Raw genomic sequence first — 21,727 nt, 5'->3', positions numbered from 1 at the left:
CCCCGGAGGTCCACCCGAAAGGCGGACGCGGCAATGGCGACCCCCCTGCTCCCCGGCCCGGTGCGGCGGTTCGCCGCCTGGTGCGCCGTGGTCCTGCTCGCCGTCGGCGTCCTCGCCGTCGCCATCTGGCTGTGCGTCGTCCTCAAGACCGTCGTCACGCCCGTACTGCTGGCCGTGCTCGGGACCGCCCTGCTCGGGCCGCTGCAGCGGCGGCTGGTCCGGACGGGGGTGCACCGCTCGCTCGCCGCGGCCCTCACCTGCCTCGCCGTCGTCGCGGTCGTCGGCGGGGCCGCGTACGTCGTCGTCCTCGCGCTCGTCGAGACCGGCGACCAGATCGTCGACGCGCTCCGGCGGGCCGGGCAGGCCCTCGCCGAGCACTTCGGGGCGGTCGGCACCTCGGTGGAGGACCTCGCCAGGAACTCCGAGGACCTGCTCGCGAAGTTCGGCGGGACCGCCGCGTCCGGGCTGCTCGCCGGGCTCAGCGCGGTCGGCACGACGATCGCGATGGGGGTCCTGGCGCTGGTGCTGATCTTCTTCTTCCTGCGCGACTCCGACCGGGCCGCGCACACGCTGCGCTCCCTGGTCCCGAGCCGGTCGGGCGACCTGGTGGAGGCGATGGGACGGCGCGCCTTCGAGGCCGTCGAGGGCTTCATGCGGGGGACCACCCTGGTGGCCCTCGTCGACGCCGTGCTGATCGGCGCGGGACTGCTGGTGTTCGGGGTGCCGGGCGCGGTGGGGCTGGCGGCGCTGGTGTTCGTCACCGCCTACGTCCCCTACCTCGGCGCCTTCCTCTCCGGCGCCGTGGCGGTCCTCGTGGCCCTCGCCGACCGGGGCTGGGTCATCGCCCTGTGGGTCCTGGGCGTCGTGCTGGCGGTCCAGATGATCGAGGGGTACGTGCTCCAGCCCCTGGTCCAGAGCCGGACCGTGCAGATGCACCCGGCGCTGGTGATGCTCGCGATCACGGCCGGGGCGAGCGTCGCCGGCATCCTCGGCATGCTGCTCGCCGTACCGCTGACGGCGGCCGCGTTCGGCGTGGTCTCGGAACTGCGCGGCCGCTTCGCGGAGCGGGACCCCGAGGTCCCGCTCCCCTGATCTCCGTGGGCTACTTCGTGCGCTCCGTGGTCGGGATCCGGCCGAGCCGGCCCGCCTGGAAGTCGTCGAAGGCCTGCTGGAGCTCGTGCCGGCTGTTCATCACGAACGGCCCGTAGTGCGCCATCGGCTCCCGGATGGGCCTCCCGCCGAGCAGGACGACCTCCAGGGCCGGGGCGTTGGAGTCCTGGGACTCGTCCGCCCGCAGGGTGAGCGAGCCGCCCTCGCCGAAGACCGCCGTCTGCCCGGTGTGGAGGGGCCTGCGCTCCTCGCCGACGGACCCGCGCCCGGCCAGGACGTAGGCGAGGGCGTTGAAGTCCTCGCGCCACGGCAGGGTGATCTCCGCGCCCGGGGTGACGGTCGCGTGGATCATCGTGATCGGGGTGTGGGTGATGCCCGGCCCCTCGTGCCCGTCCAGCTCACCGGCGATCACGCGGAGCAGCGCGCCGCCGTCCGGGGTGGTCAGCAGCTGCACCTGGCCGCCGCCGATGTCCTGGTAGCGCGGGGGCATCATCTTGTCGGAGGCCGGGAGGTTCACCCACAGCTGGAGGCCGTGGAAGAGGCCGCCGCTGACGACCAGGGACTCCGGCGGGGCCTCGATGTGCAGGAGGCCCGAACCGGCGGTCATCCACTGGGTGTCGCCGCCGTTGATGACGCCGCCGCCACCGTTGCTGTCCTGGTGGACGAAGGTTCCGTCGATCAGGTAGGTGACGGTCTCGAAGCCGCGGTGGGGGTGCCAGGGGGTCCCTTTCGGCTCTCCAGGCTGATACTCCACCTCGCCCATCTGGTCCATCATGATGAACGGGTCGAGGTGGCGGTAGTCGATCCCGGCGAACGCGCGGCGCACCGGGAATCCCTCGCCCTCGAAACCGCCCGGGGCCGTGGACACGGCCAGCACCTTGCGCGGCGCGGCCGTCTGCGGCGCGGCCACGCGCGGGAGGGTCAACGGGTTCTCAACAGTCACTGCGGGCATGGTCAGGACCTCCTTCTGCTTCAACTTTAGTTGAAAGTCGAACTTTCTGCCACACCCGCACAGAACAGCGCGCCCGCCCGGGTCATTCCCGGACGGGCGCGCGACGGGGCGACGGACCCCGGACCGGGGAAATCTCGCCAAATGTCCTACACATGACAACCCGGGGGCCCGCTATCGGGTCTTCCCGGACATGGAGACCCGTCCGACCGAGCCCGAGCCCACCCCCGAAGGGGCGGCCGACCCCCGCCGACGCCTGCCCGCCCCCCTGGCCGCCCTCGGCCGGGCCGCCGGCATCGCCGCCCTGGTCACGGCCATCGGCTACGCCACCCACCACTGGGCGTCGAGCGGCATGCCGCTGTCACCGCTGCCCGGGTCCCCGTGGCCGTACCTCACCGCCTGGGCGGTCCTGACGTTCCTGGCCGGCCTGCTGCTCCAGTGGGCCACCGCGAGGGTCGAGTACGACGGCCGCTGGCAGCTCATCGTCCTCCCGGTCTACGCCGGGATCCGCATCACCCTGGCCCACCACCCGGACCCGGCCCTGCTGTACGCGTACGGGGCGGCGGCCCTGGCGGTGGGCACGGCGGGCACGGCCCTGTGGCGGCGCAGGCTGCGGCGGACCGGCGCCTAGCCGCCTGCGCAGCAATGGCGTCTAGCCGTCTGCGCAGCAATGGCGTCTAGCCATACATGCGGCGCATGGCGAAGTCGACCATCTGCTCGACGGCCTTCGCGTCGAACACCATCCGGTGGTCGCCCTCCATGTCGAGGACGAAGCCGTAGCCGGTGGGGAGCAGGTCGATCACCTCGGCGCCGGTGATCACGAAGTACTTGGACTCCTTGCCGGCGTACCGGCGGAGCTCCTTGAGCGTGGTGAACATCGGGATGACGGGCTGCTGCGTGTTGTGCAGCGCCAGGAACCCCGGGGTGTCACCGCGCGGGCAGTAGACCTTCGAGGTGGCGAAGATCTGCTGGAAGTCCTCGGCGGACAGCGAACCGGTCGTGAAGGCCCGTACGGCGTCCGCGAGCGAGGGCGGGGACGGCTCGGGGTACAGCGGCGGCGCCTGCTGCGCGTACCCCTGCGGGGGCTGCTGCGCGTAGCCCTGCTGGGCACCCGGGTTCTGGTCGTAGCCGTACATGGGCCGAAGCCTATCGAGGCCGCGGGCCTTCCGGGGCGGGACCGCCCTTCAGGGCGGAGACGAAGGGCCCCCAGGCCGCCGCCGACAACATGAGGATGGGGCCACCCCTCACCTTGGAGTCGCGCACGGGGACCAGTCCGGTGACTCCGTCGGCCACCTCGACGCACTCGCCGCCGGTGCCGTTGCTGTAGCTGCTCTTACGCCAGGAGGCGGACGCCAGGTCATTCTCGGTGTTTGCCATGTCGGAAGTCCTCTGCAGCCGCGTCGATCCTCGCAAGGGACGCCTCAGGTGACAGCGCGGCAGCCCTCAGCAGATCGTACGACCTGCGGTAGTCCCTCACGAGGGACGGATATTCGATGAGTTGGCCGCTGTGCAGGTTCTCGGTGTACACAACCGGGGGCGCGTCCCCGAAGGTCATCAACCGAGCCATGCCCATCATGAACGGGTGAGCGGCCTCGGTTTCCGGAACGATCTGCAAAATGGAGCGGGTTGTTCTGACCACGCCCGCGATGTGCTCCAGCAACTCCGCCATCCCCTCTGCTGGCAGCACCGGCCTCCGAAGCAGCGACTCGTCCAGGATTCCCCAGTACTCCGGGGGGTTCTCCCGCCTGAAGAGCCGGGCCCGCGCCATGCGCGCGGTCACCTTCTGCTCGACCTCGCTGTCCATGGCCCGGGGCATCGCGGCCCGGGTGAGGGCTCGCGCGTACGCGGCCGTCTGCAACAGCCCCGGCACCAGCATCGGCGCCCAGTCCTCGATGGTCTGCGCATCCGGCTCCATCTCCGCAACGTCCGCGAAGTACTCCGCGTGCCCCGACTGCTTCGCCTTGCGGGCATCTTCACAGCGGCGCTCGAAAAAGCCGTCCGTCCCCAGCTTCCGGTCTACGTGCCGGGCCAGATCCAGCGGCATCCGCCGCTCGCCGTGCTCGATTTGGCTGAGGAACGGAACTCCTCGGAAGCTGCCGTCCGCGAGCTGATCGAGCGTGAGCCCGGCGGCCTCCCGTTTGAAGCGCAGCTCCGCGCCGTAGAAGGACGGAACACTCGCCGACGCGTCCGTGTCCTTACGAGCAGGCACAACCCACCACCGCCATTTACCACTTGCCCAGCGGAACTCGAAACCCTTTCCACGGTACGCGGCGAGACATCAGCCTGTGAGGACTTCGTCACACTCTGCACAGGAACGGAAAGCCCCCATGAGCGACCCCGACGGCGACCGCGTCGCGATCACCGCCCTCACCGAACTCCGCGCCGCCCTCGCGGCACACGGGATCACCCTGCCCTCGCTGGACCTGCACCTGCCCTCGTACGCCGCGAGCCACCGGACCCCGCCGCTGATCAGCCTCGGGAACTGCAACCCCGCCACCGCGCAGCGGATCGCCGACGCGCTGGCCGGCCGGTGAGCCTCACGATCCGGCTGCTCGCCGTCCCCGAGGCGGCCCCGCTGCTGCGTCACGCCGTGCGCGAGCACCTCGGGGCGGAGTCGGCCGACGCCGAGCTCTGCGTCAGCGAGCTGCTGGCCAACGTCATCACCCATCTCGGCGCGGGCACCCCCGTCACCCTGCGGGTCACCGGAAGGGCAGCCCGTACGCGGGTCGAGCTCACCGATCCCGATCCGTACGGGCAGCCCGCGCAACGGCACGCCGCGCAGACCGACGAGTCCGGGCGGGGCCTGGCCCTGCTGGCCGCCGTGTCGCTGCGATGGGGGGTGCGCCGGGAGGCGGCCGGGAAGACCGTCTGGGCCGAACTCCCCCGCCCCTAGCGGGCCTCGTACCGGTCCTGGGCGTCGAGCACGGCGTCCGCGTACTCCGCGGCCCAGGCGCCCATCCCCCGCATCGGGACCAGCAGGGCCGTACCGGCCTCGGTCAGGGCGTAGTCCACGCGCGGCGGGGCCTCGGCGTACGCGCGGCGCTCGACCAGGCCGTTGTACTCCAGCCTCCGCAGCGCCTCGTTCAGCACCTTCGGGCTGATCCCGCCGATCCGCGCCACCAGCGCGCGCGGCCGCATCGGGCCGTGCGCGCCGAGCGTGAAGACCACGACGCTGTCCCAGCGCTTGGCCAGCACCTCGAACGCGACCCGCGCCCGGCAGTCCGCCGTGTAGGCGAGGTCGGGCAGGCCCGCGGCCGGGTCGGTGGGTTCGGTCGGCGTCTCCATGCCCGCCATCCTGCCCCCGCCGATGGACACCGGACGGTGTGCGTCGGCCTCCGTAGCGTCGGCCCGACCGAGCAGGCCAGAGGACGGAAGAGGTGGACCATGCGGATCGGCGTCATGGGTACGGGAGCGATGGCGGAGGCCCTGGGCGGCGCCTGGGCGCGGGCCGGGCACGAGGTGTTCGTGGGCGGCCGGGACACGGCGGCCGCCGCGGCCCTCGCCGGCCGGATCGGGGCGGCCGGGCACGGGCCGGTGGCCGCGGCGGCGGCGTACGGGGAGGTGGCGCTGCTCGCCGTACCGGCCGGGCGGGCCCCGGAGCTGGCCCGGGAGCACGCCGCGGCACTGGCGGGACGGACGGTCGTGGACTGCACGAACCCGCTGGAGCCGGGTCCGGGCGGGGTGATGCTGGCGACGGCCCCCGGCGTGAGCGTGGCCGCGCTGATCGGGGCCGCGGCACCCGGCGCGCACGTGGTGAAGGCCTTCAACCTGGCCCACTCCAGTGCGTGGGAGCAGCCTCCGGGCGCCTTCGGCGGGGAGCGGCCGGCGGTGCCGTTCTGCGCGGACGACCCGGTGGCGGCGGGGCGGGTCGAGGAGCTGATCACGGGGATGGGGTGGAGCCCGATGGCCGCGGGCGGGCTGGACCGGGCGGCGTACGTGGAGGCCACGGCCGCCTTCGTGATCGGGGTCTGGTGGGCGGGCGGCTCGCCGCGCCTGGCCTTCCCGGAGGTCCCGGGGGCCGCGGCCTGACGCTCCGGGGCCGGGGCGGCGCCCCGGCCCCGCTCCAGCGTCCCTGGCTTGACGCTGGTCACAGTCTCCGGTGAAGGGTTGCTTCTTATTACCGACGGGTAGCATCATGACGTTACCGATTGGTATGTACGAGGAACCTGTCTCCCCGAGCCTTAACGGAGCCGTCGCCATGGGGCACTACAAGTCGAATCTCCGCGACATCGAGTTCAACCTCTTCGAGGTGCTCGGCCGCGACAACGTGTACGGCACCGGCCCGTTCGGTGAGATGGACACCGAGACCGCCAGGACCATCCTCAGCGAGATGACCAAGCTCTCCGAGAACGAGCTGGCCGCCTCCTTCGAGGACGCCGACCGCACCCCGCCGGTCTTCGACCCGGCCACCAACACCGCGCCCGTCCCGGCGTCGTTCAAGAAGAGCTACAAGGCCTTCATGGACTCCGAGTACTGGCGCCTGGGCCTGCCCGAGGAGATCGGCGGCACCACCTCGCCCCGCTCCCTCATCTGGGCGTTCGCCGAGACGATCCTGGGCGCGAACCCGGCCGTGTGGATGTACTCCTCCGGCCCGGCGTTCGCCGGCATCCTCTTCGAAGAGGGCAACGAGGCGCAGAAGAAGGTCGCCGAGATCGCCGTCGAGAAGCGCTGGGGCTCCACCATGGTGCTGACCGAGCCGGACGCCGGCTCGGACGTCGGCGCCGGCCGCACCAAGGCCGTCCAGCAGGCGGACGGCTCGTGGCACATCGAGGGCGTGAAGCGCTTCATCACGTCCGGTGAGCACGACATGGAGGAGAACATCCTCCACTACGTCCTCGCGCGCCCCGAGGGCCACGGCCCGGGTACCAAGGGCCTGTCCCTCTTCCTCGTCCCGAAGTTCCACTTCGACTGGGAGACCGGCGAGCTGGGCGAGCGCAACGGCGTCTACGCCACGAACGTCGAGCACAAGATGGGCCTCAAGGCCTCCAACACGTGCGAGATGACCTTCGGCGACCAGCACCCCGCCAAGGGCTGGCTGATCGGCGACAAGCACGACGGCATCCGCCAGATGTTCATGATCATCGAGTTCGCCCGGATGATGGTCGGCACGAAGGCCATCGCCACCCTCTCCACCGGCTACCTCAACGCGCTGGAGTACGCCAAGGAGCGCGTGCAGGGCCCGGACCTGGCCAACTTCATGGACAAGACCGCGCCCAAGGTCACCATCACGCACCACCCCGACGTGCGCCGCTCGCTCATGACGCAGAAGGCCTACGCCGAGGGCATGCGCGCCCTCGTGCTGTACACCGCCTCCGTCCAGGACGCGATCCAGCTCAAGCAGGCCGCGGGCGAGGACGCCTCCGCCGAGATCGGCCTGAACGACCTGCTCCTGCCGATCGTCAAGGGCTACGGCTCGGAGCGCTCGTACGAGCAGCTCGCCCAGTCGCTGCAGACCTTCGGCGGTTCCGGTTACCTCCAGGAATACCCGATCGAGCAGTACATCCGCGACGCCAAGATCGACACCCTGTACGAGGGCACCACGGCGATCCAGGGCCAGGACTTCTTCTTCCGGAAGATCGTCCGCGACCAGGGCGCCTCGCTGAACATCCTCTCCGAGACGATCAAGAAGTTCCTCGCCGAGGGCCCCGGCGGCGACGACCTGGCCCCCGCCCGCGACGCCCTCGCCAAGGCCGCCGTGGACCTGGAGGCCATCGTCGGCCAGATGATCGTCGACCTCACCGCCACCGGCGAGGACGTCAAGAACATCTACAAGGTCGGCCAGAACACCACCCGCCTGCTGATGGCCTCCGGTGACGTGGTCGTCGGCTACCTGCTCCTCAAGGGCGCGGCCGTGGCCGCCGAGAAGCTGGCCGGCGCTTCCGCCAAGGACGTGGCGTTCTACACCGGCAAGATCGCCGCAGCGAAGTTCTTCGCCGCCCAGATCCTGCCGGGCGTCTCCGTCCAGCGCGCCCTGGCCGAGACCGTCGACAACTCCCTCATGGAGCTCGACGAGGCCGCCTTCTAGACCACGACCGGCGCCGCCCCGGCGGTCGGCGCACACGGTGGACGCACAGCGGCCGGGCCCTCCCGCACGGGGGCCCGGCCGCTGGCGTGCCCGGCCCCCGCGCTCGGTACCGGCCCGGTGCCCCGCCCCCGTATCCGCCCACCGCCGCCACCGCCCCCACCGGCGGCTTTCCCCGTTGTCGGTCGTTCATGGGACGCTCGTAGACATGAGTCCGCAGGAGCAGCACAGCAGCAGGGGGTATTCCGTCCCCACCGGGCGGCCGTACGCCCTCAAGGAGCTCCAGGCCAACGTGGGCGCCCTCGGCGACCGGATCACCGAGCTCTACGACGGCGCGCACCCCGCCGAGTACGACCCCGTCGCCGACGCCCTCTACGTCGCCTTCCAGACGGCCGCCGGACTCGCCCCCGCCAAGAGCTACACCGGCTGTCCCGAGCACCCCAACGGCGCCCTCGACCCCGAGGCCCCCGAGGGCTGGGGCCGCTGCCTGATCTGCAACGACCGCCGCCGCCTCGGCCGGCGCCTCCAGGGCGGCCGCCAGGCCGGTCCCGCCCCCGCGGGCGAGCAGCGCCGCCTCGGCTACCCCGTGCCCGAGCCCCCGTACACCCTCGACGTGCTCCGCCGGTACCTGCGCACCATCGACGAGCAGCGCTTCCACCTCACCCTCGGCTCCCCCGACCAGGACTTCGTCCGGATCGCCGACGACCTGCACCGCGCCTTCATCGTCGCCCGCGAACTGTCCCGGCCGCGCAACGCCTCCGGATGCTCCGAACACCCCGGCGCGCCGATCGACCCCGATGCTCCTCCCGGTGAGGCCTGTATCTTCTGCGCCGGGCGCAAGAGACGCGCGCAGCGCCCGCCGCAGACCCCCGAGATGCTCCCGCGCATCCGCCGGGGCGAGCGTCGGCAGTTGCAGCGCAGATTCGAGCGCCCACCGGGCTGAGAGCGACGGGACAGCGGGGCGACCGACCCCCGCCCCCTGACCCTCCGGCTATCCGCCGCAGTCCGGCCATGGCGAACACGACCGTCGTTAAGGTGAACCACATGAGCTCTCCCGCCCGCTTCGACCGCGGCCACACCGACGACCTGATGACCTTTCTGACGGCCAGTCCGTCGCCGTACCACGCTGTCGCCAACGCGGCAGAGCGGCTGGAAAAGGCAGGTTTCAGGCAGTTGTCGGAGCAGGACGCCTGGGACTCGGGCACGGGAGGCCGGTTCGTCCTCCGCGGCGGCGCGCTCATCGCCTGGTACGTGCCCGAGGGCGCGGCCGCGCACACCCCCTTCCGGATCATCGGCGCGCACACCGACTCCCCCAACCTGCGGGTCAAGCCGGTACCGGACACCGGCTCGCAGGGCTGGCGGCAGGTCGCCGTGGAGATCTACGGGGGCACCCTGCTCAACACCTGGCTGGACCGGGACCTGGGCCTGGCCGGGCGCCTCTCCCTGCGGGACGGCACCGAGCGGCTCGTCAACGTGGACCGCGCGCTGCTGCGCGTCCCCCAACTCGCCGTGCACCTGGACCGGTCGGTGAACACCGACGGCCTCAAGCTCGACAAGCAGCGGCACATGCAGCCGATCTGGGGCCTCGGCGACGCCCGCGAGGGCGACCTGATCGCCTTCCTGGAAGAGGAAGAGGGCCTGCCGCAGGGCTCCGTGGCCGGCTGGGACCTGATGGTCCACTCCATCGAGCCGCCCGCCTACCTGGGCCGCGACCGCGAACTGCTCGCCGGGCCCCGCATGGACAACCTGCTGTCGGTGCACGCGGGCGTCGCCGCGCTGGCCGCCGTCTCGGCGGGCGCCGCGCTGGACCACATCCCGGTCCTGGCGGCGTTCGACCACGAGGAGAACGGCTCCCAGTCCGACACCGGCGCCGACGGCCCCCTGCTGGGCAACGTGCTGGAACGTTCTGTCTTCGCCCGCGGCGGCTCCTACGAGGACCGGGCCCGCGCCTTCGCCGGCACCGTCTGCCTCTCCTCCGACACCGGGCACGCCGTGCACCCCAACTACTCGGAGCGCCACGACCCTTCGCACCACCCGCGCGCCAACGGCGGCCCGATCCTGAAGGTCAACGTCAACCAGCGGTACGCGACGGACGGCAGCGGCCGGGCCGTGTTCGCGGCTGCCTGCGAGCGGGCCGGCGTCCCGTGGCAGACGTTCGTCTCCAACAACTCCATGCCGTGCGGCACCACCATCGGCCCGATCACCGCCGCCCGCCACGGCATCCAGACGGTCGACATCGGCGTCGCGATCCTCTCGATGCACTCCGCCCGCGAACTGTGCGGCGCGGACGACCCGTTCCTCCTCGCCAACGCCCTGCTGGCCTTCCTGGAGGGCTGACCGTTCGGCCGACCGGCCGACCGGCCTTGCGGTGGCCGGCGCGCACACGGCGCGCCGGTCACCGCCCACCGGTCCGCGCTCAGGCGTCCAGGCCGGCGAGGACGAGCGGGAGACGCACGGCGCCGTCCGCGACCACCCGGACGGGGACGCCCCAGTCCTGCTGGTGGACGTGGCAGGCCGGGTACTCGTTGGCCGGGTCGTCGTCGCAGGAGGCGGCCATCGCCGACACGTGCAGGACGCCCTCGGTGACCTCCGGGTCCAGCACGAGCTCACGGAACAGGTCCGTGCCGGGGCCCTCTCCCTCCGCGAGGAGTTCCGGCGGGGTCGAGGAGACCAACAGCCGGGTGGAGGGGCCGTAACGGGTGTCCAGCTTCTGCCCGGCCGGGGCCTGGAAGACCACGTCGAGGCGGAGCGTGCCCGGGGCGACCTCGGTGGCGGCGCGCTGCGTCCGGTGGGCGACCGCGTCGACCCGTACGGCCTCCTCGGGCAACCGCAGCCGGGTCAGCCGGTGCCGGGCGGACTCCACGACCACGATGTCCTCGCCGACGAGGACGGCGTCGCTGGGCTCGCGCAGGTCGGTGGCGAGGGTGGTCACCTGCCCGGTGGCCGGGTCGAACCGCCTCAGCGCGTGGTTGTACGTGTCGCAGACCGCGACCGAGCCGTCCGGCAGGGCGGTCACCCCGAGGGGGTGCTGGAGCAGGGCCTGGGCGGCGTCACCGTCGCGGTGGCCGAAGTCGAAGAGCCCGGTGCCGACGGCGGACCGGATCGCGTACCCGCCCTCGCCGTCGGGCTCCACGTACCGCAGGGCGCTGGTCTCGGAGTCGGCGATCCACAGCCGGTCCCCGGCGGCCGACAGCCCTGATGGCTGTGCGAACCAGGCCTCGGCGGCGGGGCCGTCGACGAGCCCCTCGTTGGTGGTCCCGGCGGCCACCCGGACCGTGCCCGCCTCGGGGTCCCAGGTCCACAGCTGGTGCACCCCGGCCATGGCGATCCACACCCGGCCCTGCCACCAGGCCACGTCCCAGGGGGAGGAGAGGTCCACTTCCAGGGCCGGCCCGGAGGTCGGGGACCCCTGCCACCACTGCCGCCCGGTCCCGGCGACGGTCTCGACGGCGCCCGTGGCGGGGTCGAACACCCGCAGCGCGTGGTTGACGGTGTCGGCGACCACGACCCGGCCGTCGGGCAGCAGCGCGAGCCCCTGCGGCTCGCTGAAGGCGTCGGGCCCGAAGCCCCGCTCCCCACTGCCGATCCGGCGCACGACGCTCTCCCCGTCCGGGGCCAGCTCCACCAGCTGGTGCCGCGTCGAGTCCGACACCAGCAGGTTGCCGTCGGCCAGCAGCAGCGCCTTCCCGGGGAACCGCAGGTCGGTCGCGACGGGCTCGGGCGCCACGTAGGGCCCGTCACCGCGCCGCAGGGTCCCCTTGGCCTCGTGCTCGGCCTCCAGCTCCTCGACGAGCCGCTCGATGGCGTGCGCGTGCCCCTCACCGGCGTGCTGCGCGACGACGTACCCCTCGGGGTCGATCACCACCAGCGTCGGCCAGGCCCGCACGGCGTACTGCTTCCAGGTGGCGAGCTCGGGGTCGTCGAGCACGGGGTGGTGCACCTGGTACCGCTCGACGGCGTCGACGACGGCCTCGTGGTCGGCCTCGTGCACGAACTTCGGCGAGTGCACCCCGATGATCACGACGGTGTCGCGGTGCTTCTCCTCCAGCTCGCGCAGCTCGTCGAGGACGTGCAGGCAGTTGATGCAGCAGAAGGTCCAAAAATCGAGGATCAATGTGCGACCTCGGAAGTCGGCGAGCTTCAGGTCCTTCCCACCGGTGTTGATCCAACCACCCTTGCCGATCAGCTCGGGGGCACGGACACGGGCACGCTTGCGGGGTGCGGGCGCGGAGGTGGGCGCCGGAGCAGCATCGTTCATCCTTCAAGCTTGCCATCCGCCCGTGAACACGGGATCACGTCGCTACGAAGCGCCTGCTCAGGCCTTGCCCGCCAGGCCGGTCTCCCAGGCCCATGCGGCGATGCCCACCCGGTTGCGCACCGCCAGCTTCGCCTGGATGTTGGCGACGTGGGTCTTGGCGGTGCCCGGCGAGATGAACAGCTCGGCACCGACCTCGGCGTTGGTCAGCCCGCGTGCGACGAGCAGGGCGATCTCCCGCTCCCGCACGGTCAGGGGGTCGGCGGCGGCGGCCCGCGGCTCCGGAACCGGTCGGGGCTGCGGCGCGGAGAGGCTGCGCAGCAGCCGGACCGTGAGCTGCGGACCGATCAGGGTGTCCCCGGCCATCGCCGCCCGTACGCCCTCGATCAGCAGGTTGGGACCCGACCGCTTCAGCAGGAAGCCGCAGGCCCCGTTGCGCAGTGCGGTGTGCACGTAGTCGTCGAGGTCGAAGGTCGTGACGACGAGGACGCGGACGGGGTGCTCGGCGGTCGGGCCCGCCAGCAGCCGGGTCACCTCCAGGCCGTCCAGGCGCGGCATCCGGATGTCGGCGATGACGACGTCGGGCCGCAGCGTACGGGCGAGCTCGACCGCCTCCGCACCGTCGGCGGCCTCCCCGACCACGGTCATGTCGGGCTGCGAGTCGAGGATGAGCCGGAAGCCGTTGCGTACGTCTTCCTGGTCGTCGGCTATCAGGATGCGGGTGGTCACGGGGTCATGATGCCGTGGTGTGCGGGCCGGTGGCGGGGAGGACCGCGGTCACGCGCCAGCCGTCCCGGTACGGTCCCGAGGCGAAGGTGCCGCCGAAGGCGCGGACGCGTTCGGCCAGCGCGAGAAGTCCGCCGCCGCCCCCGGTTCCCCGTTCGAGGCGGGGGAGCCCGGGCAGGTGTGCGGAGCGGCCGCGGCCACCGTCGTCGGTGACGCTGACCTCGACGGTCGTACCGTCCGTGCTGAGCACGACCCGTACACCGGCCGCTCCCGGCGCGTGCCGGCGGACGTTGGTGAGCGCCTCCACCACCACCCGGTGGACCGTGGCGGCCCCTTCGCGGGAGAGGGCTTCGGTGACGCCCGGGGCCAGGTCGAGTCGGGCCCGGACGCCTCCGGTTTCGCCGAACCGCTCGACTGCTTCGGCGAGTTCGCCGGTGCCGGGGAGGACCGTACGGGCCCCGGTCGGGTCGCCGTCGGTGCCGTCGGTGCCGTCGGTGCCGTCGGTGTTCCGGTCGGACGTGCGCAGCATCCGGACCGTACGGTCGATCGAGGCCAGTGCCGCGAGTCCGGCCCGCTCGATCCGCTCCAGCGCCTGGATCGCCGCCGCCGGATCGTGCCGGGCCACGAACCGGGCGGCCTGGGCCTGCACGACGATGCCGCTCACGTCGTGGGCGACGAAATCGTGCAGATCGTGGGCGAGTTCGAGCTGCTGGGCGCGGCGCGCGGCAAGGACCGCCTGTCTGCGGCGGTCCTCCATCAGACGGGGATAGCCGCCGACGACGACCGCGCCGACGATCGGCACCGACCAGAAGGCGATCACGCCCAGGTACTCGAAGAAGGAGGAGTCCGGTACGAGCGGGACGGCCCATACGGCGACGGCCGCGGCGCCGAGTCCGCCGCCCGCCAGGAGCTGCCGCCGGGACGACCGGCGCACCGCCGCCGTGAGCAGCAGCAGTACCGCCCCCACGGCCACCAGGTGCCACACCGATCCTTCGGTCGTTCCGCGTCCGGGCCAGGCGAACGTGGCCACCAGGAGCAGGAGGCCGGCGGCGCCGGTGGCGGCCCCGGTCCACTCGTGCGACCGCGGCCGGCAGCCGAAGGCGGCGAGGGCGACCGCGACGGCCGCGAGCGACGGCACCGGCCGTACGCCCAGGAAGACCGCGGCGACGCAGCAGGCGACGGTCACGGCACCGACGACGGCACGGTCCCTGGTCTTCACACCCACGACCTTAGGGGCTTCCGGGGTCCGGGGCCTCTGCCGAACGGCATAGAGGGGCTGCCGGGCCCCGGAGCGGATCTCCCCATCGGCCGATGGCCGCGGACCGGGCCGGCGGCGGAGGCTGGTGCCACACCGAAGAGCGGCCCGACCGGCCGCCCGAGCAGAGGAGTTCGTCATGCTGCGCAGCACCACCCTCCGTACGTCCGTCGTCGGCATCGCCGCACTGGCCGTCATCGGCGGCCTCGCCGCTTCCGCTTCCGCTTCGGCGCCTTCCGCTCCGGTCTCGGACGAGGCGCGGAAGGCGCCGAAGGAATCGAGCCTCACCGGCTCCGCCAAGATGTTCCGCGCGGACGGCCAGCAGGTCCGCTTCGCCTTCGACGCACACGGCTTCGCACCGGCCGAGCCCGACGAGCCGGGCGCCCCGGCCGGCACCTCGCGCGGCACCTTCCGGCTCAGCCACTACACCGCCGACGGCACGCAGGGCGCGTACGCCGAAGGCCGTATCGACTGCCTGCTGACCGGCGGTCCGGTCGCGACCGCCACCGGCGTCATCACCCGCTCCGATCTGCCCGGCGCGATCGGCAAGCGCGTCGGCTTCACCGTCTACGACGGGAAGGGCGACGGGAAGAAGGACCGGGTCGGCTACAGCTGGGCCGTGGGCAGCATCCCCACGATGGAGGTGCCGAAGTGCCTGAGCGCCGCACCGTACGAGACCGTCGAGAGCGGCGACTTCAAGGTCGAGCACGTGCTGCCGCCCAACCCGTCGGGGAACTCGGAGAAGACGGGGAACGCGGGGATCAAGGAATGAGAGCGGCCATGGAACGCGAACCGAGCCGACGGGTGGTGCGGCTCGCCCGCCTCGCCGCGCTCGCCCCGCTGCCCACGGGGCTGTGGCGGATCGCCGGGGCGTTCGGAGTGCCGCTCGGCTTCTCCGGGGGAGACGCGCTGGCGGACGTCAGGTTCGGCAGCGGTTTCTCGCTCTACATGATCGGCCTGAGCGTGTTCGCCGAGTTGCTGGGCTTCCTCACCCTGGGCCTCGTCCAGCGGTGGGGCGAAGTCGCCCCGGGCCGGCTGCCGCTGATCGGCGGCAGGCGCGTCCCGCCGCTCGCCGCCGTGATCCCCGCCGGTCTGGGGGCCGCCGTGCTGACCCTGCTGGGGGTCATGGGGGCCATCGGCTGGAACGACCCGGGGAACATGGGTGCCCCCGGTTCTCCGACCGGTGTGGCCTACTGGGTGATGACCGCCTGCTACCTGCCCCTGGTGGCCTGGGGTCCGCTGCTGGCGGTGGTCACGGTGGCCTACCACCGCCGCCGACGGACCCCCGCGACCGGCCTCCGCCCCGTCACGGCGTGACGCCTGCTCCCACCGGTAGGACCCCGAGCGGGCATGGGAGTTCGCCGTGCGGCGGGCCTCTGTCGCTACCCACGGTAACACCCTGCTCGCGCATCTAACCGGAACGGCGGCGCGTGCTAGTTTTTCGGGCCGTGGCGACGACAGAGCTGATATCCGGAACCGGCCCCGACGGGCAAGTGGCCGAAAGGGAGCGGGCCACGCCCGTGTCCCTCCCCTCGCTCACCGGGCTGCGGTGGACCGCCGCGCTGATGGTGTTCCTCTACCACGTGCACATCGTGGAGTACTTCGGCGGACGCGCCCAGGACGCGATCACCTTCGCCTTCGGCGCCGGCAACAGCGGGGTGTCGTTCTTCTTCGTCCTCTCCGGCTTCGTCCTCGCCTGGTCCTCCGCCACGGCCCCCACCGGCCGGCGGATCCTGACGTTCTACCGGCGCCGGTTCGCCCGCGTCTACCCGCTGCACCTGGTCACCCTCGCGTTCGCGCTGGTCATGGCCGTGGTCTTCGCGCCGGACACGAAGCAGGGGCTGCGGCCGCTCGCCGCGAACCTGGCGCTCGTGCAGTCCTGGGTGCTGGAGATCCCCTACTTCCAGGGCCTGAACCCGGTCAGCTGGTCCCTCGCCTGCGAGGCGTTCTTCTACCTCTGCTTCCCGCTGCTGCTGTGGCCGCTGCGCCGCCTCGGCCCGCGCTCCGCCCGGGTGGTCGCCGGGCTCGCGCTCGCCACCGTGATCGCGATCCCGACCGTCTGGGACCTGGGCGGCGTGCCCGACGGCACGGTCTGGGCCCGGGACTTCTTCCCGCTCGTGCGGCTCCCCGAGTTCGTCCTCGGCATCGCCGTGGCCGAACTCGTGCGCTCCGGCCGCTGGCGCGGCCCGGGGCTGGCGGCCTCCCTCGCCCTGGCCATGGGCGGCTACTTCCTGAACTACCAGGCCGACTACGCCTTCCGCTCCGTCGCCTGCACCGTCGTCGGCTTCACCTGCCTGATCGCCGCCGCCGCGCAGGCCGACCTGAAGGGCGAGCCCTCGCCCTGGCGGGGCCGGATCAGCGTGAAGCTGGGCGAGGTCTCCTTCGCCTTCTACATGGTCCACATCCTGGTGATCCGGACCGGCGAGCACCTCTTCGGCGGCCACCCGAAGCTGCCCCTGTGGGACGGCGGCCTGCTGGTGCTCGCCATCGCCTTCTCGGTGTCCCTGGCCCTCGCCTGGGCCCTGCACACCTGGGTGGAGGTCCCCGGACGGCGGCTCCTGCTCAGGCGGTGGCGAGGAACGAGCGCAGCGAGCCGGCCAGCGCCGTGACGAAGGCCTCCCGGACCGGTTCCGGGAGCAGCTCCAGCGACAGGTAGGGGTTGAGGTCCTCCAGCTCGACGAGGAGCAGTTCGCCGGAGGGGGCGCGGCAGGCGTCCACGCGCTGGATGCCGTGCGCGAGGGTGTTCCAGTCGATGAAGCGGCGGGCGAACTCCAGGTCGGCGGGGGTGGGCTCGTAGACCGTGAGCTCCCAGCGGCGCTCGGGGTCCGGGGCGTACAGGGCGTACTGGAAGGCGTCGTCGACGAAGTAGAACGACACCTCGTAGGCGAAGTCGACGCGCGGCTGGATCAGGATCTCCCCCGCCGGTCCGGACGGCTCGGCGGTGAAGGTGAGGCCGATGGAGTCGGCGCCCTGCTTGGGCTTGACGGCGTACGAGGGGACGCGCGGCAGCAGGTGCAGGTCGGCCGGGTCGTCGATGGTGGGGATCACCGGGTACCCGGCGGCGGTCAGGTCGAGGAGGTACTGCTTCCCGGCCATGTCGCCGCGGCCGGTGAGCGGGTTGTAGACGCGGGTTCCGGTGGCGAGCGCGGTGGCGCGGAAGGCGTCGTAGGCCTCCTGGTAGTGCAGGACGGGGCCGCTGTTGCGGACGATCACGGCGTCGAAGCCGGGCATCAGGGCCGCGGCGTCCAGCGGGTGGCACAGGGCCAGCGGGAAGTGCTCGCGCAGGCGGGCGGTGAGGAATATGTCCTCGTCGCCGTAGCGGCGGCCGCGGGCCGGGTACGCCAGGTCGGTCACGTAGAGAAGAGGCATGGCGGCAACCTATCGCGGGCAACGATCAGCGCATGAAATACCTCGTACGGGACAAACTGCTGGCCATCGGGGACGACTACTGGATCGAGGACGAGGACGGCCGGCACGCCTTCCTCGTCGACGGGAAGGCGCTGCGCTTCCGCGACACCCTGGAGCTGAAGGACCGCGACGGCCGGATCCTGATCACCCTGCGGGCGAAGCTGTTCTCGCTGCGCGACGCGATGACCCTGGAACGGGACGAGCTGCGGCTCGCGGTGATCCGCCGCAAGCGGCTCTCCCTGCTGCGCAACCACTTCCTGGTGACCCTGACCGACGGCACGGAACTCGACGTCAGCGGGCGGATCCTGGACCGCGAGTTCAAGGTCGAGTACGACGGCGAGCTGCTCGCCCTGGTCTCCCGCCAGTGGTACCGGATCCGGGAGACCTACGCCGTGGACGTGGTCCGGGAGGACGCGGATCCGGCGCTGCTCATCGCGGTCGCCGTGTGCGTGATCCGGATGGCCGAAAAGGAGCGGGAGGGCCCGGACCCCGAAGGGTGAGGCGGCCGTTCCGGGGGGACGCTCCGGCCACGGGGGACCACTCGTCACCAGGAGGCGACCATGGCGACCCTGCCGGAGCGCGGCGACGACCGCGCGTACGAGCTGCTGACCCCCGACTTCTTCCGCGACCCGTATCCCGTCTACGCGCGGATGCGGGAAGCGGACCCCGTCCACTTCCACGCCCCGCTGAACGCCTGGCTGCTGAGCCGCTACGAGGACGTCGACTTCCTGCTGCGCGACCGGCGCACCTCCGCCGACCGGGTCGGCCCGCTGCTCGCCGAGGCCCCGGGGGAATTACGCGCGGAGGCGGCGCTGCTGGGCCGGTTCCTGGGGGACTGGATGATCTTCGCCGACGCGCCGGAACACACCCGGCTGCGGGCGCTGATGACCCGCACGTTCTCGGCGCGCGGCATCGCGGGGCTGCGCGACTTCACCGCCCGCACCTGCGCCGGGCTGCTGGACGCGGCCGCCGCCAAGGGGGAGTTCGATCTGATCGCGGAGGTGGCGATGGCGCTGCCGCTGCGGGTCATCGGGCACGTCCTGGGCATCCGGCCGCAGGACCTGGAGGACTTCCGGCGGTGGTCGGCGGACCTGGTGGCCGTGCCGATGATGAGCGGGGAGCCGCGGCAGCGGTACGCGCGGGCGGTCGCCGCCGTCCACTCCCTGGAGCAGTTGTGCGGGGAGCTGATCGCGCGGCGGCGGGGCCGGCCGGTCGCCGACCTGCTGGGGCACCTGGTCGCCGCCGAGGTCGACGGGCAGTCGCTGACCGACGAAGAACTCGTGGCCTGCTGCGCGCTGATCGTGATCGCCGGGCACGAGACCACGGCCTGTGCCATCGCCAACGCGGTCCTCGCGCTGCTGGAGCACCCCGACCAGCTGGCGGCGCTGCGCGCGGACCCGGCGCGGTGGGTGGGGCCGGCCTTCGAGGAGTCGCTGCGGTGGAACAGCCTGTCGGGGTGGATGGGCCGGACCACCACCGCCGACGTGGCGGTGCGGGGCCGGCTGATCCCGGCGGGCAGCCTGGTCTTCGGGCTGACCGGCTCCGCGAACCGGGACGAGCGGGCCTACGAGCACCCCGACCGCTTCGACATCGGCCGGCCGGTGGCCGCGACCCGGCGCCACCTCACCTTCGGGCACGGGCTGCACGTGTGCCTGGGCGCGGCGCTGGCCCGGATGGAGGCGGGGGTGTGTCTGGAGCAGCTGGTGACGCGGCTGCCGGGCCTGCGCCTGGCGGTGCCGGCCCCGGAGCTGGAGTGGCTCCAGGGCCTGGCCCTGCGCGGCCCGGCGGCCCTTCCGGTGCGGGTGGGCTAGTGCGGTCGGAGCGCTAGGCCGTCCCGGGCCCGTCGTGGTGGGAGCGGGCGGCGAGCTGGCCCTGGACGTAGGGGTCGGAGGCCGGGGAGTAGGGGCCTCCGTGGGCCACGAGGTGCTCCTCGATGCGCTGCCACTCCGCCACCACGGCCGGGTCCGCCCCGGCCGCGCGGGCGGCCTCCAGCGCGTCCCGCGCCTCGGCGTGGGCCATGCCCGTGGCCTCGGCACGGATCCGGTCGCGCGCCGCCCGCTCGCCGGGGCCGGGCTCGTGCGGCTCGGCCACGGCCTCGACGGCGGTTTCGACGTCGGATTCGCCGGCGGATTCGTCGGGGTGGGTCATACCGTTCTCCTGCCCCGTCCGCGGCGGATCATGAGCTGCGGTCGGAAGCCCCGCGGGGGGCGTGCAGGCCCAGCACCCGGTCCTTCAGCGCCGGGAACTGCTCCCGGGTCGCGGCCACCTTCTCCGGGTCGAGGTCGACGGTGAGCACGTCCTCGCCCGGTCCCGCCTCGGCCAGGACCTCGCCCCACGGGTCCACCACCAGGCTGTGCCCCGACTGCTCGACGCCCGCGTGGGTGCCGGCCAGCGCGCAGGCGAGTACGTACGACTGGTCCTCGACGGCCCGTGCGCGGTTCAGCAGCGTCCAGTGGGCGCGGCGCCGGGCCGGCCAGCCCGCCGAGACCACCATGGTCGTGGCGCCCGCGTCGACCAGGCCCCGGAACAGCTCGGGGAAGCGCAGGTCGTAGCAGGTGGCCAGGCCCAGGGTCTGTTCCGGCAGGGTCACCGTGGTCAGCGAGTCCCCGGGCGACATCAGCACCGCCTCGCCCTGGTCGAAGCCGAAGCGGTGGATCTTGCGGTAGGTCGCGGCGAGTTCGCCCGCCGGGGACAGCACGAGCGCGGTGTTGTAGAGCGAGCCGTCGCCCGCGCGCTCGACGACCGAGCCCGCGTGCAGCCAGACCCCGGCGTCCCGTGCCGCCTTGGACATCGCCTCGTACGTCGGGCCGTCCAGCGGCTCCGCCTCGGTCTCGAACTGCTCGTAGGCGAAGGCCCCGACCGTCCACAGTTCGGGCAGCACCACGAGATCGGAGCCGCTCTGCTCCCGGACCAGTTCGGCGGCCCTCGACCGCCGGGAAGCCACCGACTCCCCCTCGTTCACCGCGATTTGGATCAGCGAGGCGCGCACATTACCACCGTCCTGGCCTATTGGCCGTCAACTCGGGCCTACGATCGTCACACGAAAGCACTGCCGGGGTGCTCATCGGCAGCGTAGTTTTGGGCATAGTCCACAACGCGCCACTGAAACTGCACGCGAGGGGTCCCGTTGACCGTCCATCCCAGCCTTGAGCCCTATGCCGACGCGTGGACGCATTCCATCGAGGCGATATCCGAGCTGGTGCGCCCGCTGGCCGAGTCCGACTGGAACCGGGCGACCCCCTGCCCCGGCTGGTCCGTCCGCGACGTCGTGTCCCACGTCATCGGCATCGAGTGCGAGCAGCTCGGGGACCCCCGGCCGATCCACACCCTGCCGCGCGACCTGCGGCACGTGGTGGACGAGTTCACCCGGTACATGGAGGTCCAGGTTGACGTCCGGCGCCACCACACCGCGCCGGAGATGACCTCGGAGCTGGAGTACACGGTCATCCGGCGTCAGCGCCAGCTGCGCAACGAGAAGCGGGATCCGGCCACGATGGTGCGGGGTCCGCTCGGCGACCAGGTGACGCTGGAGTTCGCGCTGCGGCTGCGGGCGTTCGACGTGTGGATCCACGAGCAGGACCTGCGGGCCGCGCTGGGCGTGCCCGGCAACTGGGACTCGCCGGGTGCGTACGTGGCGCGGGACATCCTCCTCGCCGGGCTGGCGAAGGTGGTCGCGAAGGGGGCGGGCGCGCCCCCCAACTCGGCCGTGGTGCTGGACGTGCACGGGGCGCTGGAGTTCATGCGGACCGTACGGGTGGACGCGACGGGCCGGGCCACCGTGGAGGAGACGCCCTCGCTGGGCCCGGCCGTGACGCTGGCCATGGACTGGGAGACCTACGTACGGCTCGCCGCGGGCCGGGTGCGGCCGCGCGCGGTCGCCGACCGGGTGAAGGTGGACGGCGACGCGGAGCTGGGCGACGCGATCCTGGCGGCCTTCGCGGTGACTCCGTAGCGGAATCCACAGGGAAATCCGCGGCGACATGCGCGGCGAAATCCGCAGCG

Annotated in this window: 25 protein-coding genes; 14 read left to right on the top strand and 11 right to left on the bottom strand. The window is 72.5% G+C overall.

From position 1 onward, the window contains the following. The first annotated feature begins 33 nt into the window (after positions 1-33). Complete coding sequence (locus ACZ5D2_RS01420) at positions 34-1,092, top strand: AI-2E family transporter (protein ID WP_371677720.1); 1,059 nt, start codon at positions 34-36, stop codon at positions 1,090-1,092. A gap of 10 nt (positions 1,093-1,102) precedes the next feature. Here the strand turns inward: ACZ5D2_RS01420 and ACZ5D2_RS01415 are convergent, their stop codons facing one another. Further along, a complete protein-coding gene (locus tag ACZ5D2_RS01415) occupies positions 1,103-2,062 on the bottom strand; it encodes a pirin family protein (RefSeq protein ID WP_371677719.1) in 960 nt (319 codons plus the stop codon). Positions 2,063-2,252: 190 nt separating this feature from the next. On the opposite strand from ACZ5D2_RS01415, the gene ACZ5D2_RS01410 reads away from it, so the two are divergent. Next, positions 2,253-2,690, top strand: coding sequence for a hypothetical protein (locus tag ACZ5D2_RS01410; RefSeq protein ID WP_371677718.1), 438 nt, complete (start codon positions 2,253-2,255; stop codon positions 2,688-2,690). 46 nt (positions 2,691-2,736) lie between these two features. Here the strand turns inward: ACZ5D2_RS01410 and ACZ5D2_RS01405 are convergent, their stop codons facing one another. Genes ACZ5D2_RS01405 through ACZ5D2_RS01395 form a run of 3 tightly spaced genes read right to left on the bottom strand, consistent with a single transcriptional unit; the run spans position 2,737 to position 4,268 of the window. Beyond that, on the bottom strand, positions 2,737-3,195 hold the full coding sequence (locus tag ACZ5D2_RS01405; protein WP_266840166.1) for an SseB family protein: 459 nt from the start codon (positions 3,193-3,195) through the stop codon (positions 2,737-2,739). Between the two features lie 10 nt (positions 3,196-3,205). After that, positions 3,206-3,436 carry a DUF397 domain-containing protein gene (locus ACZ5D2_RS01400; RefSeq protein ID WP_371677717.1) on the bottom strand — a complete coding sequence of 77 codons (231 nt, stop codon included), beginning with the start codon at positions 3,434-3,436 and terminating at the stop codon, positions 3,206-3,208. Further along, entirely contained in the window at positions 3,417-4,268 is an 852-nt protein-coding gene (locus tag ACZ5D2_RS01395) for a helix-turn-helix domain-containing protein (RefSeq protein WP_371677716.1), read from the bottom strand. The genes ACZ5D2_RS01400 and ACZ5D2_RS01395 overlap by 20 nt, the downstream gene beginning before the upstream one ends. A gap of 118 nt (positions 4,269-4,386) precedes the next feature. Between ACZ5D2_RS01395 and ACZ5D2_RS01390 the strand changes: the two genes are divergently transcribed. Both ACZ5D2_RS01390 and ACZ5D2_RS01385 read left to right on the top strand, forming a co-directional pair. Next, complete coding sequence (locus tag ACZ5D2_RS01390; protein WP_371677715.1) at positions 4,387-4,593, top strand: hypothetical protein; 207 nt, start codon at positions 4,387-4,389, stop codon at positions 4,591-4,593. After that, positions 4,590-4,952, top strand: a complete 363-nt coding sequence (locus tag ACZ5D2_RS01385) for an ATP-binding protein (RefSeq protein WP_371677714.1) — start codon at positions 4,590-4,592, stop codon at positions 4,950-4,952. Before ACZ5D2_RS01390 ends, ACZ5D2_RS01385 begins: the two co-directional genes overlap by 4 nt. On the opposite strand, the gene ACZ5D2_RS01380 is transcribed toward ACZ5D2_RS01385, so the two are convergent. Then, positions 4,949-5,344, bottom strand: coding sequence for a winged helix-turn-helix transcriptional regulator (locus ACZ5D2_RS01380; RefSeq protein ID WP_371677713.1), 396 nt, complete (start codon positions 5,342-5,344; stop codon positions 4,949-4,951). The two genes, ACZ5D2_RS01385 and ACZ5D2_RS01380, sit on opposite strands and share 4 nt — an antisense overlap. 36 nt (positions 5,345-5,380) lie before the next feature. Here ACZ5D2_RS01380 and ACZ5D2_RS01375 point away from each other — a divergent pair, with 36 nt between their 5' ends. The 4 genes from ACZ5D2_RS01375 (at position 5,381) to ACZ5D2_RS01360 (ending at position 10,418) form a co-directional block, all read left to right on the top strand. Next, positions 5,381-6,088: an NADPH-dependent F420 reductase gene (locus ACZ5D2_RS01375; RefSeq protein ID WP_371677712.1), complete on the top strand. Its 708-nt coding sequence runs from the start codon at positions 5,381-5,383 to the stop codon at positions 6,086-6,088. 169 nt (positions 6,089-6,257) lie between these two features. Continuing rightward, positions 6,258-8,084 (top strand): acyl-CoA dehydrogenase, encoded by a 1,827-nt coding sequence (locus tag ACZ5D2_RS01370; protein ID WP_371677711.1) that lies wholly within the window; start codon positions 6,258-6,260, stop codon positions 8,082-8,084. A gap of 205 nt (positions 8,085-8,289) precedes the next feature. After that, complete coding sequence (locus ACZ5D2_RS01365; protein ID WP_030225004.1) at positions 8,290-9,024, top strand: hypothetical protein; 735 nt, start codon at positions 8,290-8,292, stop codon at positions 9,022-9,024. Between the two features lie 101 nt (positions 9,025-9,125). Beyond that, positions 9,126-10,418 carry a M18 family aminopeptidase gene (locus tag ACZ5D2_RS01360; protein WP_468926389.1) on the top strand — a complete coding sequence of 431 codons (1,293 nt, stop codon included), beginning with the start codon at positions 9,126-9,128 and terminating at the stop codon, positions 10,416-10,418. A 79-nt stretch (positions 10,419-10,497) separates the two neighbouring features. Here the strand turns inward: ACZ5D2_RS01360 and ACZ5D2_RS01355 are convergent, their stop codons facing one another. Genes ACZ5D2_RS01355 through ACZ5D2_RS01345 form a run of 3 tightly spaced genes read right to left on the bottom strand, consistent with a single transcriptional unit; the run spans position 10,498 to position 14,281 of the window. Next, a complete protein-coding gene (locus ACZ5D2_RS01355) occupies positions 10,498-12,339 on the bottom strand; it encodes an NHL domain-containing thioredoxin family protein (RefSeq protein ID WP_468926386.1) in 1,842 nt (613 codons plus the stop codon). A 57-nt stretch (positions 12,340-12,396) separates the two neighbouring features. Further along, a complete protein-coding gene (locus ACZ5D2_RS01350; RefSeq protein ID WP_468926383.1) occupies positions 12,397-13,065 on the bottom strand; it encodes a response regulator in 669 nt (222 codons plus the stop codon). Positions 13,066-13,069: 4 nt separating this feature from the next. Further along, positions 13,070-14,281 (bottom strand): sensor histidine kinase, encoded by a 1,212-nt coding sequence (locus ACZ5D2_RS01345; RefSeq protein ID WP_468926380.1) that lies wholly within the window; start codon positions 14,279-14,281, stop codon positions 13,070-13,072. A gap of 175 nt (positions 14,282-14,456) precedes the next feature. Here ACZ5D2_RS01345 and ACZ5D2_RS01340 point away from each other — a divergent pair, with 175 nt between their 5' ends. The 3 genes from ACZ5D2_RS01340 (at position 14,457) to ACZ5D2_RS01330 (ending at position 16,926) form a co-directional block, all read left to right on the top strand. Continuing rightward, positions 14,457-15,089 carry a hypothetical protein gene (locus ACZ5D2_RS01340; protein WP_468926378.1) on the top strand — a complete coding sequence of 211 codons (633 nt, stop codon included), beginning with the start codon at positions 14,457-14,459 and terminating at the stop codon, positions 15,087-15,089. Positions 15,090-15,097: 8 nt separating this feature from the next. Next, positions 15,098-15,634: a hypothetical protein gene (locus tag ACZ5D2_RS01335; protein WP_468926375.1), complete on the top strand. Its 537-nt coding sequence runs from the start codon at positions 15,098-15,100 to the stop codon at positions 15,632-15,634. A 131-nt stretch (positions 15,635-15,765) separates the two neighbouring features. Next, positions 15,766-16,926, top strand: a complete 1,161-nt coding sequence (locus ACZ5D2_RS01330) for an acyltransferase family protein (RefSeq protein ID WP_468926372.1) — start codon at positions 15,766-15,768, stop codon at positions 16,924-16,926. On the opposite strand, the gene ACZ5D2_RS01325 is transcribed toward ACZ5D2_RS01330, so the two are convergent. Next, positions 16,880-17,686 (bottom strand): ATP-grasp domain-containing protein, encoded by an 807-nt coding sequence (locus tag ACZ5D2_RS01325; RefSeq protein ID WP_468926370.1) that lies wholly within the window; start codon positions 17,684-17,686, stop codon positions 16,880-16,882. The two genes, ACZ5D2_RS01330 and ACZ5D2_RS01325, sit on opposite strands and share 47 nt — an antisense overlap. Before the next feature lie 32 nt (positions 17,687-17,718). Between ACZ5D2_RS01325 and ACZ5D2_RS01320 the strand changes: the two genes are divergently transcribed. Both ACZ5D2_RS01320 and ACZ5D2_RS01315 read left to right on the top strand, forming a co-directional pair. Then, the gene (locus ACZ5D2_RS01320) at positions 17,719-18,225 is read left to right on the top strand and encodes an LURP-one-related/scramblase family protein (RefSeq protein WP_356220705.1); all 507 of its coding nucleotides are present in this window, start codon (positions 17,719-17,721) and stop codon (positions 18,223-18,225) included. A gap of 60 nt (positions 18,226-18,285) precedes the next feature. Next, on the top strand, positions 18,286-19,536 hold the full coding sequence (locus ACZ5D2_RS01315) for a cytochrome P450 (RefSeq protein ID WP_468926366.1): 1,251 nt from the start codon (positions 18,286-18,288) through the stop codon (positions 19,534-19,536). Between the two features lie 13 nt (positions 19,537-19,549). Here ACZ5D2_RS01315 and ACZ5D2_RS01310 read toward each other — a convergent pair whose 3' ends face one another. Beyond that, a complete protein-coding gene (locus ACZ5D2_RS01310; RefSeq protein ID WP_468926363.1) occupies positions 19,550-19,873 on the bottom strand; it encodes a hypothetical protein in 324 nt (107 codons plus the stop codon). Between the two features lie 28 nt (positions 19,874-19,901). After that, entirely contained in the window at positions 19,902-20,714 is an 813-nt protein-coding gene (locus ACZ5D2_RS01305) for a carbon-nitrogen family hydrolase (RefSeq protein ID WP_468926361.1), read from the bottom strand. Between the two features lie 138 nt (positions 20,715-20,852). Here ACZ5D2_RS01305 and ACZ5D2_RS01300 point away from each other — a divergent pair, with 138 nt between their 5' ends. Then, positions 20,853-21,677, top strand: coding sequence for a maleylpyruvate isomerase family mycothiol-dependent enzyme (locus ACZ5D2_RS01300; protein ID WP_468926358.1), 825 nt, complete (start codon positions 20,853-20,855; stop codon positions 21,675-21,677). Positions 21,678-21,727: the final 50 nt, after the last annotated feature.

This window comes from Streptomyces sp. NPDC031479, assembly GCF_055581065.1.
Note: the sequence above shows the minus strand (reverse complement) of the source record. Positions and strands in the feature narration are given on the sequence as shown.

Excerpts from the sequence above, each read along its gene's own strand:
- ACZ5D2_RS01420 (WP_371677720.1), top strand. The coding sequence starts at position 34 with ATGGCGACCCCCCTGCTCCCCGGCCCGGTGCGGCGGTTCGCCGCCTGG.
- ACZ5D2_RS01415 (WP_371677719.1), bottom strand. The coding sequence starts at position 2,062 with ATGCCCGCAGTGACTGTTGAGAACCCGTTGACCCTCCCGCGCGTGGCC.
- ACZ5D2_RS01410 (WP_371677718.1), top strand. The coding sequence starts at position 2,253 with ATGGAGACCCGTCCGACCGAGCCCGAGCCCACCCCCGAAGGGGCGGCC.
- ACZ5D2_RS01405 (WP_266840166.1), bottom strand. The coding sequence starts at position 3,195 with ATGTACGGCTACGACCAGAACCCGGGTGCCCAGCAGGGCTACGCGCAG.
- ACZ5D2_RS01400 (WP_371677717.1), bottom strand. The coding sequence starts at position 3,436 with ATGGCAAACACCGAGAATGACCTGGCGTCCGCCTCCTGGCGTAAGAGC.
- ACZ5D2_RS01390 (WP_371677715.1), top strand. The coding sequence starts at position 4,387 with ATGAGCGACCCCGACGGCGACCGCGTCGCGATCACCGCCCTCACCGAA.
- ACZ5D2_RS01380 (WP_371677713.1), bottom strand. The coding sequence starts at position 5,344 with ATGGAGACGCCGACCGAACCCACCGACCCGGCCGCGGGCCTGCCCGAC.
- ACZ5D2_RS01370 (WP_371677711.1), top strand. The coding sequence starts at position 6,258 with ATGGGGCACTACAAGTCGAATCTCCGCGACATCGAGTTCAACCTCTTC.
- ACZ5D2_RS01365 (WP_030225004.1), top strand. The coding sequence starts at position 8,290 with ATGAGTCCGCAGGAGCAGCACAGCAGCAGGGGGTATTCCGTCCCCACC.
- ACZ5D2_RS01360 (WP_468926389.1), top strand. The coding sequence starts at position 9,126 with ATGAGCTCTCCCGCCCGCTTCGACCGCGGCCACACCGACGACCTGATG.
- ACZ5D2_RS01355 (WP_468926386.1), bottom strand. The coding sequence starts at position 12,339 with ATGAACGATGCTGCTCCGGCGCCCACCTCCGCGCCCGCACCCCGCAAG.
- ACZ5D2_RS01340 (WP_468926378.1), top strand. The coding sequence starts at position 14,457 with ATGCTGCGCAGCACCACCCTCCGTACGTCCGTCGTCGGCATCGCCGCA.
- ACZ5D2_RS01335 (WP_468926375.1), top strand. The coding sequence starts at position 15,098 with ATGGAACGCGAACCGAGCCGACGGGTGGTGCGGCTCGCCCGCCTCGCC.
- ACZ5D2_RS01325 (WP_468926370.1), bottom strand. The coding sequence starts at position 17,686 with ATGCCTCTTCTCTACGTGACCGACCTGGCGTACCCGGCCCGCGGCCGC.
- ACZ5D2_RS01320 (WP_356220705.1), top strand. The coding sequence starts at position 17,719 with ATGAAATACCTCGTACGGGACAAACTGCTGGCCATCGGGGACGACTAC.
- ACZ5D2_RS01315 (WP_468926366.1), top strand. The coding sequence starts at position 18,286 with ATGGCGACCCTGCCGGAGCGCGGCGACGACCGCGCGTACGAGCTGCTG.
- ACZ5D2_RS01310 (WP_468926363.1), bottom strand. The coding sequence starts at position 19,873 with ATGACCCACCCCGACGAATCCGCCGGCGAATCCGACGTCGAAACCGCC.